Genomic DNA, 12,029 nt, shown 5'->3' with positions numbered 1-12,029 from the left:
ACTTCGCCTGCTTTTCCAAACAAGCAGTCACTTGATGCGCAGCGTTTCTGTCTTTGCTGATCGGACCACCACCCGGCGCCCCGCCGGGCGCGTCGTTGCGCGCATGACCAAAACCACCAAAACCGCCTGACGCTTTTCCCCGGGTCGCCTCCCGACGGGGAGCGGCGCAACCGGATCACCGCCAGTCGCATGACTGGCGCGGGAGGCGAAACTGGTAAGGGACTGGAGTTCCAAAAAATGGGTTATCGCGTCGCCGTCGTCGGTGCCACAGGCAATGTGGGCCGTGAAGTTCTCAATATTCTGGCCGAACGCAAGTTCCCGGCCACCGAGGTGATCGCTCTCGCCTCCTCGCGCTCCACCGGGCGCGAGATCTCCTATGGCGACAAGATCCTCAAGGCCAAGAATCTCGACAATTTCGACTTTGCCGGCGTCGATTTCGCCATCATGTCGGCCGGCTCGGACATTTCCAAGGACTGGGGCCCGCGCATTGCCGCCAGTGGCTGCATCGTCATCGATAATTCGAGCTTCTGGCGCTATGATTCCAATGTGCCGCTGATCGTGCCCGAGGTGAACGGGCAGGTTTTGGCCGGCTGGCTGGCCAGCGCCACCCGCAAGAACATCATCGCCAATCCAAATTGCTCGACCGCCCAGCTGGTCGTGGCGCTCAAGCCCCTGCATGACCTGGCCAAGATCCGCCGCATCGTCGTCTCGACCTATCAGTCGGTGTCGGGCGCCGGCAAGGAAGGCGTCGACGAGCTGTGGAACCAGACCAAGGGCATTTTCGTCAATGACAGCCCGGGCGGCGGCTCCAAGTTCCCCAAGCAGATCGCCTTCAACGTCATTCCCCATATCGACATCTTCATGGAAGACGGCTCGACCAAGGAAGAGTGGAAGGTCATGGCCGAGACCAAGAAGATCCTCGACCAGAAGATCAAGGTGACCTGCACCGCCGTGCGCGTGCCGGTCTTTGTCGGCCATTCCGAAGCGGTCAATATCGAGTTCGAGAATCCCATTTCGGCGGATGAGGCGCGCGACGCCCTGCGCGACGCGCCCGGCGTGACCGTGCTCGACAAGCGCGAACCCGGTGGCTACGCCACCCCGGTCGAATGCGTCGGCGAATATGACACCTTCGTGAGCCGCATCCGCGAGGACGCCACGATCGAAAACGGCCTCAATATCTGGATCGTCAGCGACAATCTGCGCAAGGGCGCCGCGCTCAACACCATCCAGATCGCCGAAACGCTGATCGAGCTCGGCCTCAAGCCGCGCGACGCCGCCTGAGACGATAGCGACTGGTCTGCCCCGGCGCCTGCCGGGGTGGACCCTCTGCCGGTTTATTCGGCCAGGCCAGCATGATATGGCCAAGCCAGCCCTCACCCCCCCGCAGGTCATCATGCCGATTCGCGACCTTCTTCTGGCCCTTGGCGTCGTGACGCTCTGGGGCCTCAACTTCGTCGCCATCAAATGGGGCGTCGACGAGGTCTCGCCCTACCTGCTGACCGCCCTGCGCTATATCGGCTGCGCCTTGCCGGCGATCTTCTTCGTGCGCCGCCCGGCCGTCAGCTGGAGCCTGCTCATCACCTATGGCATGACCGTGGGCGTGCTGCAGTTCAGCTTCCTGTTTTCCGCCATCGGCCTGGGCATGCCGGCCGGGCTGGCCAGCCTCGTGATGCAGATGCAGGTGTTTTTCACCCTGGGCCTGGCCGCGCTCTTCCTGGGTGAACGACCCACCCCGCTGCGCCTGGCCGGCGCCGGCATTGCCCTGGCGGGCCTTGTGACCATTGGCGCCGAACATATCGGCGGCGCCGTGCTGGTGCCGCTGCTGATGACCCTGGCCGCCGCCTTCTTCTGGTCCGTCTCCAATATCGTCACCAAGCGCGCCGGCAATGTCGACATGTTCGCCTTTGTCATCTGGGGGAGCCTCGTCCCGCCTCTGCCCATGCTGGCGCTCTCGCTGCTGCTCGAGGGCCCCGGGCCGCTGCTGGCCTTGCCCTTCATCAGCCCGCAGGCCATCTTTTCGGTGCTGTTCATTGCCTATGGCTCGACCCTGCTCGGCTATGGCGGCTGGGCCGTGCTGCTGGGGCGCCACCCCTCGGGCCTCGTCGCGCCCTTTGCGCTTCTGGTGCCCATTGTCGGCTTTGCCGCCGCCTTCGTCTTCCTGGGCGAGGCCATCAGCGGGCTCGAACTGGCCGGCAGCGTGCTGATCTTTCTCGGCCTGATGCTCAACGTCTTCGGACCGCGCCTGCTGGCGCGACTGCGGCCGGCCTGATGCCGATCCGTCATGTCGCGCTGGCTTTGCTGGTGGTGGCCATCTGGGGCTTCAACTTCGTCGTCATCAAGCTCAGCGTCGCCGCCCTGCCGCCGCTGCTGGCTGCCGCTCTGCGCTTCCTCTTTGCCGCTTTGCCGCTGGTCTTTTTCATCAAGCCGCCCCGGGTGGCCTGGCAATTGGTGGTGGCCTATGGCTTTGCCTTCGGCGTCGGCCTCTATGGCTTTTTGAACCTCTCCATGGCCTGGGGCATGTCGGCAGGACTCAGTTCCCTGGCGCTGCAGACCCAGGCCTTCTTCACCATGGCGCTGGCCTTTTTCCTGCTCGGCGAACGGCCGCGCCGCGTGCAGATCCTGGGCGCCGCCATTGCCTTTGCCGGCATAGCCGTGATCGGCGCCGAGCGCCTGGCCGATGCCGCCCTGCTGCCGCTGGGCATGACGCTGCTGGCCGCTTTGTGCTGGGGCCTCGCCAATATCCTGATCAAGAAGGCCGGTCGCGTCGATCCGCTGGCGCTGACCGTCTGGGGCGCGCTGGTCGCGCCGCTGCCCCTGCTGGCCCTGTCGCTGCTGGTGGAAGGGCCCGCTGCCGTAACCACCGCGATGGCCGGCTTTGATTGGGGCGACGCCGCCCTCATCGCCTTTCTCGCCTATCCGGCAACACTGCTCGGCATGGCGATCTGGAGCTGGCTGATGGCGCGGCATCCCGCCTCGGTGGTGGCGCCTTTCACCCTGCTGGTGCCCATTACCGGCCTCGCCTCAGGCTATCTGGTGCTGGGCGAAACCATTACGCCCATCGAGATCGCCGGCGCCGTGCTGGTGATCGCCGGCCTGCTGGTGACGCTGCTGCGGCCGCGGGCGACGCCGCTGCTCTGACCACAACCGTCACAACAAAAAGCCACCCCACACGCGGTGGGGTGGCTCCGTAACGCCCGGGAGGGAGGCGTCTGATTTACATCGCGGCAGGCGCGGGCGCTGCCGAGGTCAGCAGCGCATATTCTTCGGCCGACAATTCGCCATTGGCATCGGTATCGGCTGCGGCAAAGGCCTCAGCGGTCAGATCCGGCCAGGCAACAACCGCCTCTTCAAAGGACACGGAGCCGTTCACGTCGGTATCGACGGATACGAGATCGGTGGCGCCCTGCGCAAAGGCAGCGCCGGACATGCCGAGGACGACGAGAGTCGAGAGAATGATCTTTTTCATGGGAGTTGAGCTCCAACATTGGGGAGATAAAAGCGGTACCCGGTTAGCCGGCTGCCGACGGGCTGCTCTCCTGCAACCCATGAGATAGACAATGACCGGGCAATGTGACCGGCAAAGGTTTGAAAAAAGGCGCGGGCCGGGAGAATATCGGGCATGTTCGGGGCAGCAAGTGCCCAATCAAGGCATAGACGATGAAGGCCGATATTCGCTTGAATTCAGCACTGTGCTCTCGAGCGAGCCCCTCGATACACAATATAACGGCCAGCGGCGCCTGAAAGATTTGTGACTTTCTAAATCGCGCGCAAGACAGAGCGCCCATATGTCAAGGGCGCGGCATTTTTCGCGCACGATCACGCGGCCGTGACAACTGCCCACGGCCCATCCATGCGGTCGCACTATTGCAAAGCGTCAGATCTCGGGCCGCATGAAGTCGCCGCTGGCATCCATGATCCACAATTCGCCGGTCGAAATATCGAACCAGGCGCCGTGCAGCGCCAATTTGCCCTGTGCCTCGAGCTCAGCGACATAGGGGAAGGTGCGCAGATTGGCGATCGAGTTGCGGATCGAGATGCGCTCGAGCGCTGTCTGCCGTTCACTCTCGGTCATCAGCGCGTTCTGGGCCACCTGCTCGGGCAGGCCGCCCAGCATGCTCATCCATTTGCCGATGAAGTCGCCGCTGTCGAGCGGGCTGGAATCGGGGCTGAGCGCCGCCTTGATGCCGCCGCAGCGGCCATGGCCCATGATCACGATATTGGCGATGCCGAGCGCCTTGACGGCAAATTCGATACCCGCCGAGGTGCCGTGCTGGCCGCCATCGGGCTGGTAGGTCGGCACCAGATTGGCGACATTGCGCAGCACGAACAGTTCGCCCGGCTCTGAACCGAAGATCACCTCGGGCGCCGCGCGGCTGTCGCAGCAGGCAATGATCATGGTGGTCGGGGTCTGGCCCGATGCGGCCAGTTCACGATAGCGCGCCTTTTCGCGGACATAGCGGTCCGACATGAAATTGGCGTGGCCCTTGAGCAGGTGTTCTGGAAAGTTGTGCATGGTTCTTCGATTAGCGCTAAGAAGCTGCAAGATCAATCGGGCGCCTGCGCGCCCGCCTGTTGGGGACGCCCATGCTTATCTATCGATTTCTGACCGGCGAGGACGATGCCGCCTTCTGCCACAAGGTGACCAAGGCCCTCAGCGAAGGCTGGCAGTTGCATGGCAGCCCGACCTATGCCTTTGACGGCCACGCCAAGAAGATGAAGGCCGGCCAGGCAGTCACCCGCTCGGCCAAGGATCAGCCCTATGATCCCGACAAGAAGCTGGTGGACTACTAGGCCGGCGAGCTTGCCGGGCCGGCAGCCAGCTGCAGCGCCAGGCCCTGCAGCAGCAGAATCGTCTTGGCATCGGTGATCTCCCCGCTGGCGATCATGCCATAGGCCTGCGCGAAGCCCAGCTCGAGCACTTCGATATCTTCGCCCTCATGCGCGAGGCCTCCGCCATCATGGGCCTGCTGGCCCGGCGTATAGCGCCCGATGAAGCAGGCGCATTTTTCCGTCACCGCGCCCGGGCTCATATAGGCATTGCACAGCAGCACCAGATCCTCGCCGGCATAGCCGGTTTCCTCCAGCGCCTCGCGCCGCGCCGCGATCTCGGGCGCCTCGCCATCGAGCAGCCCGGCCGGCACTTCGATCAGCCAGGCCGGATCGCCATTGAGATGGGGCGGCAGGCGGAACTGCCGGGTCAGGATGACCGTGTCCGTCTCGGGCGCATGCAGCAGCACGGCCGCGGCACTGCCATGGTCATAGACCTCGCGCAGCACGGTCTGCGTGCTGCCATCGCGCCGGCCATGGGTGACCTCGTAATTGTCGAACCGCCCCCAATTGTGGCTGAGCTTGGTGACGCTGTTGATCTTGACGCTGCTGGACATGAAGGCTCCCGGGACAATCGGGCCAGCTATGGCCCAACTTGGGCGCGAGAGCCAGTGAGCCAGACTCACAACCGCCATGCGCAAGCCGGTGTGGCGCACGGAAATTTCGCCGTCATCGCCGGCCGCCTGGCCAGTTGGTCTGACATTGACAAAGCCGCCTGCGACGATAGGCTTGATCCAAGGCTGGTGCAGCCTGCCGCTCGCGCCTTCAATGGATGGTGAATGCACCTTTTGACCTGATTGACCCTGACCATCCGGGCAGGCTTTCAGCAATGCGAGCACTGATGCTTCTTCTGCCCGATGAGAAGGATCGACCTCATGCATAGTTTCATGAATGCCAAGGCCATGGCCAAACTGCTCCGGCAGGCCCTGGGCGAGCGCCACATCGACATCACCCATAGTGACAGCCTTGAGCTTGTCTCCCGCCAGTTCGGCTTTGCGAACTGGAACATGCTCAGCGCCCGGATCGACCGGGCCATAGCCGGCAGCGGCCCCCTGCCCGACGGCTGGTTCAAGGCGGGCAAGAGTCCGCAATTATATGACACCCGGATTGACCAGGAGAATGGCGCCACCGCCTTGATCGCCTCCCGCCCGGACCTGCTCGATGAGGTGCGCGGCGACGACTTCTGCACCATCATGCAAAGCGTTGACGCCGAAGCCTTCAGGCACAGGCGCATGCGGCTGGCCGGTGAGTTGCGCACCGAGGATGTCGGCACCGGCGCGACTGTCTGGTTCCGCATCGACGGCGCCGGCGGCACCCTGCTGTTCGACAATCTGGAATTGCAGCGGCCCGATGGCCCCTTGGTGGGCACGCAGGACTGGGCCGAGCGCTCGGTGGTATTTGACGTGCCCGACACCGCGCTGAGCCTGCACTATGGCTTTTTCCTCAAGGGCACGGGCCGCTGCTGGGCCCGTCGGTTCAGCCTGGTCGAGGTCGATGCCAGCGTACCGACCAATAGCCGCAAGGGACCGGTCCTGCCCAGGCCGACCAATCTCGATTTCGGCCGGCCGGCGGCCCACTAGCCGGTACGGATCCGGCCCGGGGCACCCACTTGCCGTGGTGTCCCCGGGTCGGATTGCCTCTGGGCATGCGACGTTGACGGGATGGCCGCCGGCAATAGCGGCGCCCAACCCGTCCGCCCTTCGCACATTGCGTGCGCCATGCGAACAAAGTGCGCTTTCCGCCAAAAGTAGCATCCCGATACCGGTTAACCGCTTTGAATTTGTAACCTTTGGGCGCTAGAAGTCTCGAACCATTCCAAACTGCAGCGGCTTTGACCGGCCGCCAGCGAGGCCCCATGACGGTTCGATCCCGCCCGCTTTCTCCCCATCTCCAGATCTATCGCTGGACCATCACCATGGCGATGTCCATCGCCCACCGCGCCACCGGCATTGCCAACTATGCCGGCACGCTGCTGCTGGTGCTCTGGCTGGGCGCCGCCGCCATCGGCCAGGAGGCGCTCAACCCGGTCAATGACCTGTTTGCCAGCTGGTTCGGCCAACTGGTGCTGTTCGCCTATACCTGGAGCCTGCTGCACCACATGCTGGGCGGCCTGCGCCATTTCATCTGGGATTTCACCCTCGGCATGGAGCCGGGCCAGCGCGAAGCCCTGGCCTGGGCCAATCTGGTGGCCTCGATCGTCCTGACCCTCTTGGTCTGGACCGTTTTTGTATGGGTGGGCTGAGATGAGCGATCGCATTCCTGACGCCGTGGTCGCCAATCCCAAGACCAAGTATGGCAATGCCAAAGCCTCGACGCGCCATTTCATCACCCAGCGGGTGACCGGCGCGATCAATATCCTGTTCATCGGCCTGCTGGCCTATATCGTGCTGCGTCTGGCCGGGCAGGACCGCACCGACATGGTAGCCACCATCGGCAACGCCTTTATCGGCCTGCCGCTCGCCGTGCTGCTGGTGATCGTCACCGTGCATATGCGCAACGGCATGCGCGACACGCTGGAAGACTATTTCCACGGCGCCGCCTTTGCCCGCTTCATGGCACTCAATACCGCCTTCTGCATCTTCATCGCGGTGGCCGGCCTGGCCGCCATTCTCAAGCTCGTCTTCTGGGGTTAATGGTCATGGCGCAATACGAACTCATCGACCACGAATTCGACGTGGTGGTGGTGGGCGCCGGCGGCGCGGGCCTCCGCGCCACGCTGGGCATGGCCGAACAGGGCCTCCGCACCGCCTGCATCACCAAGGTCTTCCCCACCCGCAGCCATACCGTGGCCGCGCAGGGCGGCATTGCCGCCTCGCTGCAGAACATGGGTCCCGACAGCTGGAAATGGCACATGTACGACACCGTCAAGGGGTCGGACTGGCTGGGCGACAATGACGCCATGGAATATCTGGCGCGCGAGGCCCCGGCCGCCATCTATGAGCTCGAGCATTACGGCGTGCCCTTCTCGCGCACCGAAGACGGCAAGATCTACCAGCGCCCCTTTGGCGGCCACATGACCGAATTCGGCGATGGCCCGCCGGTGCAGCGCACCTGCGCCGCCGCCGACCGTACCGGCCACGCGATTCTCCACACGCTCTATGGCCAGAGCCTGCGCCACAATGCCGAATTCTATATCGAATATTTCGCCCTCGACCTGATCATGGGCGAGAACGGCGCCTGCGAGGGCGTGATCGCCTGGAAGCTCGATGACGGCACGCTGCACCGCTTCCGCGCCAAGACCACGGTTCTGGCCACCGGCGGCTATGGCCGCTCCTATTTCTCGGCCACCTCGGCCCATACCTGCACCGGCGACGGCAATGGCATGGTCGCCCGCGCCGGCCTGCCGCTGCAGGACATGGAATTCGTGCAGTTCCATCCCACCGGCATCTATGGCGCCGGCGTGCTGATCACCGAGGGCGCCCGCGGCGAGGGCGGCTACCTCACCAATTCGGAAGGCGAGCGCTTCATGGAGCGCTATGCCCCCAATGCCAAGGACCTGGCATCGCGCGACGTCGTCAGCCGCTGCATGACCCTGGAAATCCGCGAAGGCCGCGGCGTCGGTCCCAAGAAGGACCACATCTACCTGCACCTCGATCATCTCGATCCCGCCGTGCTGGCCGTGCGCCTCCCCGGCATCACCGAGAGCGCCAAGATCTTTGCCGGCGTCGACCTGACGCGCGAGCCGATCCCGGTGATCCCCACGGTGCACTACAATATGGGCGGCATCCCCGCCAATTATCATGGCGAAGTGCTCAACCCGACGCCGGAAAACCCCGACGCCGTGGTGCCCGGCCTGATGGCCGTGGGCGAAGCCGCCTGCGCCTCGGTGCATGGCGCCAATCGCCTGGGCTCCAATTCGCTGACCGATCTGGTGGTGTTCGGCCGCGCCGCCGCCATCCGCGCCGGCAAGGTGATCGACCGTGCCAGCCCGATCCCTTCCATCAACAAGGCCCAGGACGACAAGATTCTGGCCCGCTTCGATCGCCTGCGCCACGCTGCCGGCACCAAGCCGACCGCCGCCATCCGCGACGCCATGCAGCACACCATGCAGGAAGACGCCGCCGTGTTCCGCACCGGCGAAACGCTGCAGTCCGGCGTCCGGCGCATGAGCGAAATCTATGGCCAGCTCAAGGACGTCGCGGTTAGTGACCGCTCGCTGATCTGGAATTCCGATCTGGTCGAGACGCTCGAGCTGGAGAACCTGATGGCCAATGCCATGGTTACCGTGGTCTCGGCCGAAGCGCGCGAGGAAAGCCGCGGCGCCCATGCCCGCGAGGATTTTGCCTCCCGCGACGACGTCAACTGGCGCAAGCACACTTTGGGCTGGATCGACACCGATACCGGCGCGGTCAAGCTGGGCTATCGCCCGGTTCATCTCGACCCGCTGACCCCCGAAAGCGAAGGCGGCATCGACCTCAAGAAGATCGCGCCCAAGGCACGGGTGTACTGATCATGCGCCTGGCGGCCCTCGCTGCAGTACCCTTCGCGCTGGGGACGTCGCTCCCGGCGCTGGCTGTGTCGGAGACCGCCGAAGGCTTTGCCGCGGCCATGCAGGGCTGCTGGACGCAGACTCAATGGGGCCCGGAAATCGAAAACTTGCGCACGGACCCCGACTTCACCATTGCTGCGGGGATGTGCCTTGAAGGTGGCATTACCGGTGAGCTGGACGCCTATTCCTGCGAGGGGCGCCCGCTGATCGATTGCTGGGACCAGCACGGCGGCTACGAATTCAAGGCGGAGAAGTTCTGGCGTTATTTTGCCGATGACACGCCGGATGGCCAGATGGTCAGTTGCGACGTGCGCCTGGTTCCCGGCAAGGCCCTGGAGCTGCACGGTTGCCTGGGTCATGCCGCAGACGGAGCAGTCGTGGGCTCTCTCGATGACGCTCGCTATCAGAGGCGGGTGGACTGATGCCGGATACTCAATATTCGGGCACGCCTTTGGCGCAAAAGCTCGGGCTCAAGGATGGGCAGCGGGCGCTGTTCATCGACCTGCCCTCGTCCCTGGCCGAGCTCGCCACGGCCCGCGCCTTTGCTGAATCCAGCCGGGTCACGCTCGACCAGCTCGGCGATGCGGCGCCCGGTTATGACGTCATCCATATCTTCACCAGTGCCCGCGCCGTGCTCGAGACGCTGGGCCAGCGCCTGCTCGACCTGATCGCCCGGGACGGCATGATCTGGGTGAGCTGGCCCAAAAAGGCGGCCAAACTGGCCACCGACATCACCGAGGATGTGATCCGCACGGTGCTGCTGCCCATCGGGCTGGTTGATGTGAAGGTCTGTGCTGTCGACCAGACCTGGTCGGGGCTGAAACTGGTGATCCGCAAGGAGCTGAGATGAGATTTTTAGCCGTGCTGGCCATGCTGGGCCTGCTGAGCGTGCCGGCTTTCGCCGCAGCACCCACAGCAGAGCAAAAGGACGAGTTTTATCGTGTCTGCATGGGCATTGCCCAGAACGACACGCTGTGCGCCTGCAAGGCCGAGGCGGCCATGACGCTGATCGACGAGCGCTTCATGGGGGTGGTGATCGCCTCCATGAAGGGCGGCACCCCGGCCGACAGCGATTTCGTCGCCTACAATACCTATGTCGCCAAGAGCAACCAGGTCTGCAAGCCGGACTACTAGGATTTCGCGCTGTGTTGAGCAGCGTGCGTAAAAAAGGAAGACCGACCCATGGTCGAACTGATGCTCCCCAAGGCCGATCGCCCCGCCAAGGGCAAATCCTGGCCCAAGCCGGCTGCGGCCAAGCGGCTGCGCGAATACCACATCTATCGCTATGACCCCGACCAGTCGGCCAATCCGCGCATCGACACCTATTTCGTCGACCTCGACGATTGCGGCCCGATGATCCTGGATGGCCTGCTCTGGATCAAGAACAAGGTCGACCCCACGCTGACCCTGCGCCGCTCCTGCCGCGAGGGCATTTGCGGCTCCTGCTCGATGAATATCAACGGGCTCAACACCCTGGCCTGCACCAAGGGCATGGAAGAGAGCTCGGGCCCCATCAAGATCTATCCGCTGCCGCATATGCCGGTGGTCAAGGATCTGGTGCCGGACCTCAGCACCTTTTACGCCCAGCACCGCGCCATCGAGCCCTGGCTCAAGACCACCTCGCCCACTCCGGAAAAGGAATGGACGCAGACAGTGCCCCAGCGCGCCAAGCTGGACGGGCTCTATGAATGCATCCTCTGCGCCTGCTGCTCGACCTCGTGCCCGAGCTATTGGTGGAATGGCGACAAGTATCTGGGGCCTGCCGCCCTGCTGCAGGCCTATCGCTGGCTGATCGACAGCCGCGACGAGACCACCCAGGAACGCCTTGATGACCTCGAAGACCCCTTCAAGCTGTTCCGCTGCCACACCATCATGAACTGCGCCAAGGTCTGCCCCAAGGGGCTGAACCCGGCCAAGGCTATCGCCGAAATCAAGAAGATGATGGTGGAACGCCAGGCGGCTTAGGCCTGATCGATCGCTGAATAAGCAGCAGCCTCCGGCGTGATCCGGAGGCTGTTTTGTTTGGGACGGGCCGTCTATGGAGGGTTCGTGCCACTCGACCATAGGTCTCCTGGTCTTGCGCGCTCAAATCGCGCCACTGGCGCGATTTGCCCTGCCGGATACGATCAAGCCTCTTCGGCCTTGCCGATCTGCCGGCGCAGGATGGTGCGGTCGCGGCTGGAGACGCCGATCAGTTCGGCGACGCGCCAGACCATATTGTCTTCCATCTCGTGATTGCTCTGGTCGGCAAACACCACCGTCCACATCATGCGGATGATCTCGAGGCGCTCGGCCAGTTCCAGCGAGGCCAGGCTTGAGGTGAACCGGTAAAGGTCCACCGCCTCGGCATCGCGCAGCGCCGCCTCCTTGATCAGCCGGCCGACGCTGGGCTCGTCCAGCGCGTACTGATCCATCAGCGCATTCTTGATCACCTGCCGCTCGGCCTCGGTCATCTGTCCGTCGACCGCGGCCAGATGCACCAGCAGCGCCGCCACGGCCAGCTGGGGATCGTTGCTGTCGATGGCTTCTTCGGGTCTGGAGAACAGGCGGGTAAGGGCCTCGAACATGGCAGGTGCCTCTTTTCGGGGTGCGACGGAACAGCTCTGGCAGGCGGCGCCGGGAGGGCAGGCAAGCCAGACTTAGTCATCAAAGCCATTTGCTCAATGGTCAGTTGCCTGGCTCACGCGCTCTTGACCGGGTTTGATGCGCAATG

At 64.0% G+C, this 12,029-nt stretch carries 16 protein-coding genes; 12 read left to right on the top strand and 4 right to left on the bottom strand.

Annotation, left to right across the window (positions count from 1 at the left end; all coding sequences use genetic code 11):
* Positions 1–237: 237 nt before the first annotated feature.
* From GDR53_RS09540 to GDR53_RS09530, 3 genes are all read left to right on the top strand, one after another.
* On the top strand, positions 238–1,281 hold the full coding sequence (locus GDR53_RS09540) for an aspartate-semialdehyde dehydrogenase (protein WP_193337820.1): 1,044 nt from the start codon (positions 238–240) through the stop codon (positions 1,279–1,281).
* Between the two features lie 112 nt (positions 1,282–1,393).
* Positions 1,394–2,269, top strand: coding sequence for an EamA family transporter (locus tag GDR53_RS09535; RefSeq protein WP_193338029.1), 876 nt, complete (start codon positions 1,394–1,396; stop codon positions 2,267–2,269).
* Positions 2,269–3,138: an EamA family transporter gene (locus tag GDR53_RS09530; protein WP_193337819.1), complete on the top strand. Its 870-nt coding sequence runs from the start codon at positions 2,269–2,271 to the stop codon at positions 3,136–3,138. The genes GDR53_RS09535 and GDR53_RS09530 overlap by 1 nt, the downstream gene beginning before the upstream one ends.
* A 76-nt stretch (positions 3,139–3,214) precedes the next feature.
* Here GDR53_RS09530 and GDR53_RS09525 read toward each other — a convergent pair whose 3' ends face one another.
* Positions 3,215–3,466 carry an EF-hand domain-containing protein gene (locus GDR53_RS09525; RefSeq protein WP_193337818.1) on the bottom strand — a complete coding sequence of 84 codons (252 nt, stop codon included), beginning with the start codon at positions 3,464–3,466 and terminating at the stop codon, positions 3,215–3,217.
* A 408-nt stretch (positions 3,467–3,874) separates the two neighbouring features.
* The gene (locus GDR53_RS09520; RefSeq protein WP_193337817.1) at positions 3,875–4,513 is read right to left on the bottom strand and encodes a carbonic anhydrase; all 639 of its coding nucleotides are present in this window, start codon (positions 4,511–4,513) and stop codon (positions 3,875–3,877) included.
* Between the two features lie 71 nt (positions 4,514–4,584).
* On the opposite strand from GDR53_RS09520, the gene GDR53_RS09515 reads away from it, so the two are divergent.
* Entirely contained in the window at positions 4,585–4,791 is a 207-nt protein-coding gene (locus GDR53_RS09515) for a DUF1737 domain-containing protein (protein ID WP_193337816.1), read from the top strand.
* On the opposite strand, the gene GDR53_RS09510 is transcribed toward GDR53_RS09515, so the two are convergent.
* Entirely contained in the window at positions 4,788–5,384 is a 597-nt protein-coding gene (locus tag GDR53_RS09510; protein WP_193337815.1) for an NUDIX domain-containing protein, read from the bottom strand. The two genes, GDR53_RS09515 and GDR53_RS09510, sit on opposite strands and share 4 nt — an antisense overlap.
* A 318-nt stretch (positions 5,385–5,702) precedes the next feature.
* Between GDR53_RS09510 and GDR53_RS09505 the strand changes: the two genes are divergently transcribed.
* From GDR53_RS09505 to GDR53_RS09470, 8 genes are all read left to right on the top strand, one after another.
* On the top strand, positions 5,703–6,407 hold the full coding sequence (locus GDR53_RS09505) for a glyoxalase superfamily protein (protein WP_193337814.1): 705 nt from the start codon (positions 5,703–5,705) through the stop codon (positions 6,405–6,407).
* Between the two features lie 275 nt (positions 6,408–6,682).
* Entirely contained in the window at positions 6,683–7,069 is a 387-nt protein-coding gene (gene sdhC / locus GDR53_RS09500) for a succinate dehydrogenase, cytochrome b556 subunit (protein ID WP_193337813.1), read from the top strand.
* A 1-nt stretch (position 7,070) separates the two neighbouring features.
* Positions 7,071–7,460, top strand: coding sequence for a succinate dehydrogenase, hydrophobic membrane anchor protein (gene sdhD / locus GDR53_RS09495; protein ID WP_193337812.1), 390 nt, complete (start codon positions 7,071–7,073; stop codon positions 7,458–7,460).
* 5 nt (positions 7,461–7,465) lie between these two features.
* The gene (gene sdhA, locus GDR53_RS09490) at positions 7,466–9,277 is read left to right on the top strand and encodes a succinate dehydrogenase flavoprotein subunit (RefSeq protein WP_193337811.1); all 1,812 of its coding nucleotides are present in this window, start codon (positions 7,466–7,468) and stop codon (positions 9,275–9,277) included.
* A gap of 2 nt (positions 9,278–9,279) precedes the next feature.
* Complete coding sequence (locus tag GDR53_RS09485) at positions 9,280–9,738, top strand: hypothetical protein (protein WP_193337810.1); 459 nt, start codon at positions 9,280–9,282, stop codon at positions 9,736–9,738.
* Complete coding sequence (locus GDR53_RS09480; RefSeq protein ID WP_193337809.1) at positions 9,738–10,166, top strand: DUF3052 domain-containing protein; 429 nt, start codon at positions 9,738–9,740, stop codon at positions 10,164–10,166. Before GDR53_RS09485 ends, GDR53_RS09480 begins: the two co-directional genes overlap by 1 nt.
* The gene (locus GDR53_RS09475; protein ID WP_193337808.1) at positions 10,163–10,450 is read left to right on the top strand and encodes a hypothetical protein; all 288 of its coding nucleotides are present in this window, start codon (positions 10,163–10,165) and stop codon (positions 10,448–10,450) included. Before GDR53_RS09480 ends, GDR53_RS09475 begins: the two co-directional genes overlap by 4 nt.
* Positions 10,451–10,498: 48 nt before the next feature.
* A complete protein-coding gene (locus GDR53_RS09470) occupies positions 10,499–11,281 on the top strand; it encodes a succinate dehydrogenase iron-sulfur subunit (RefSeq protein WP_193337807.1) in 783 nt (260 codons plus the stop codon).
* Positions 11,282–11,442: 161 nt separating this feature from the next.
* On the opposite strand, the gene GDR53_RS09465 is transcribed toward GDR53_RS09470, so the two are convergent.
* The gene (locus GDR53_RS09465) at positions 11,443–11,883 is read right to left on the bottom strand and encodes a tellurite resistance TerB family protein (RefSeq protein WP_193337806.1); all 441 of its coding nucleotides are present in this window, start codon (positions 11,881–11,883) and stop codon (positions 11,443–11,445) included.
* Between the last annotated feature and the right edge of the window lie 146 nt (positions 11,884–12,029).

Source organism: Devosia beringensis (genome assembly GCF_014926585.1).
In the GTDB taxonomy this organism is placed as follows: Bacteria; Pseudomonadota; Alphaproteobacteria; order Rhizobiales; family Devosiaceae; genus Devosia; species Devosia beringensis.
This window is presented reverse-complemented; position numbering and strand designations above follow the sequence as displayed.

What these genes read in the sequence shown, in the direction of transcription:
- GDR53_RS09540 (WP_193337820.1), top strand. Translation starts at nt 238, where the DNA reads ATGGGTTATCGCGTCGCCGTCGTCGGTGCCACAGGCAATGTGGGCCGT.
- GDR53_RS09535 (WP_193338029.1), top strand. Translation starts at nt 1,394, where the DNA reads ATGCCGATTCGCGACCTTCTTCTGGCCCTTGGCGTCGTGACGCTCTGG.
- GDR53_RS09530 (WP_193337819.1), top strand. Translation starts at nt 2,269, where the DNA reads ATGCCGATCCGTCATGTCGCGCTGGCTTTGCTGGTGGTGGCCATCTGG.
- GDR53_RS09525 (WP_193337818.1), bottom strand. Translation starts at nt 3,466, where the DNA reads ATGAAAAAGATCATTCTCTCGACTCTCGTCGTCCTCGGCATGTCCGGC.
- GDR53_RS09520 (WP_193337817.1), bottom strand. Translation starts at nt 4,513, where the DNA reads ATGCACAACTTTCCAGAACACCTGCTCAAGGGCCACGCCAATTTCATG.
- GDR53_RS09515 (WP_193337816.1), top strand. Translation starts at nt 4,585, where the DNA reads ATGCTTATCTATCGATTTCTGACCGGCGAGGACGATGCCGCCTTCTGC.
- GDR53_RS09510 (WP_193337815.1), bottom strand. Translation starts at nt 5,384, where the DNA reads ATGTCCAGCAGCGTCAAGATCAACAGCGTCACCAAGCTCAGCCACAAT.
- GDR53_RS09505 (WP_193337814.1), top strand. Translation starts at nt 5,703, where the DNA reads ATGCATAGTTTCATGAATGCCAAGGCCATGGCCAAACTGCTCCGGCAG.
- sdhC (WP_193337813.1), top strand. Translation starts at nt 6,683, where the DNA reads ATGACGGTTCGATCCCGCCCGCTTTCTCCCCATCTCCAGATCTATCGC.
- sdhD (WP_193337812.1), top strand. Translation starts at nt 7,071, where the DNA reads ATGAGCGATCGCATTCCTGACGCCGTGGTCGCCAATCCCAAGACCAAG.
- sdhA (WP_193337811.1), top strand. Translation starts at nt 7,466, where the DNA reads ATGGCGCAATACGAACTCATCGACCACGAATTCGACGTGGTGGTGGTG.
- GDR53_RS09485 (WP_193337810.1), top strand. Translation starts at nt 9,280, where the DNA reads ATGCGCCTGGCGGCCCTCGCTGCAGTACCCTTCGCGCTGGGGACGTCG.
- GDR53_RS09480 (WP_193337809.1), top strand. Translation starts at nt 9,738, where the DNA reads ATGCCGGATACTCAATATTCGGGCACGCCTTTGGCGCAAAAGCTCGGG.
- GDR53_RS09475 (WP_193337808.1), top strand. Translation starts at nt 10,163, where the DNA reads ATGAGATTTTTAGCCGTGCTGGCCATGCTGGGCCTGCTGAGCGTGCCG.
- GDR53_RS09470 (WP_193337807.1), top strand. Translation starts at nt 10,499, where the DNA reads ATGGTCGAACTGATGCTCCCCAAGGCCGATCGCCCCGCCAAGGGCAAA.
- GDR53_RS09465 (WP_193337806.1), bottom strand. Translation starts at nt 11,883, where the DNA reads ATGTTCGAGGCCCTTACCCGCCTGTTCTCCAGACCCGAAGAAGCCATC.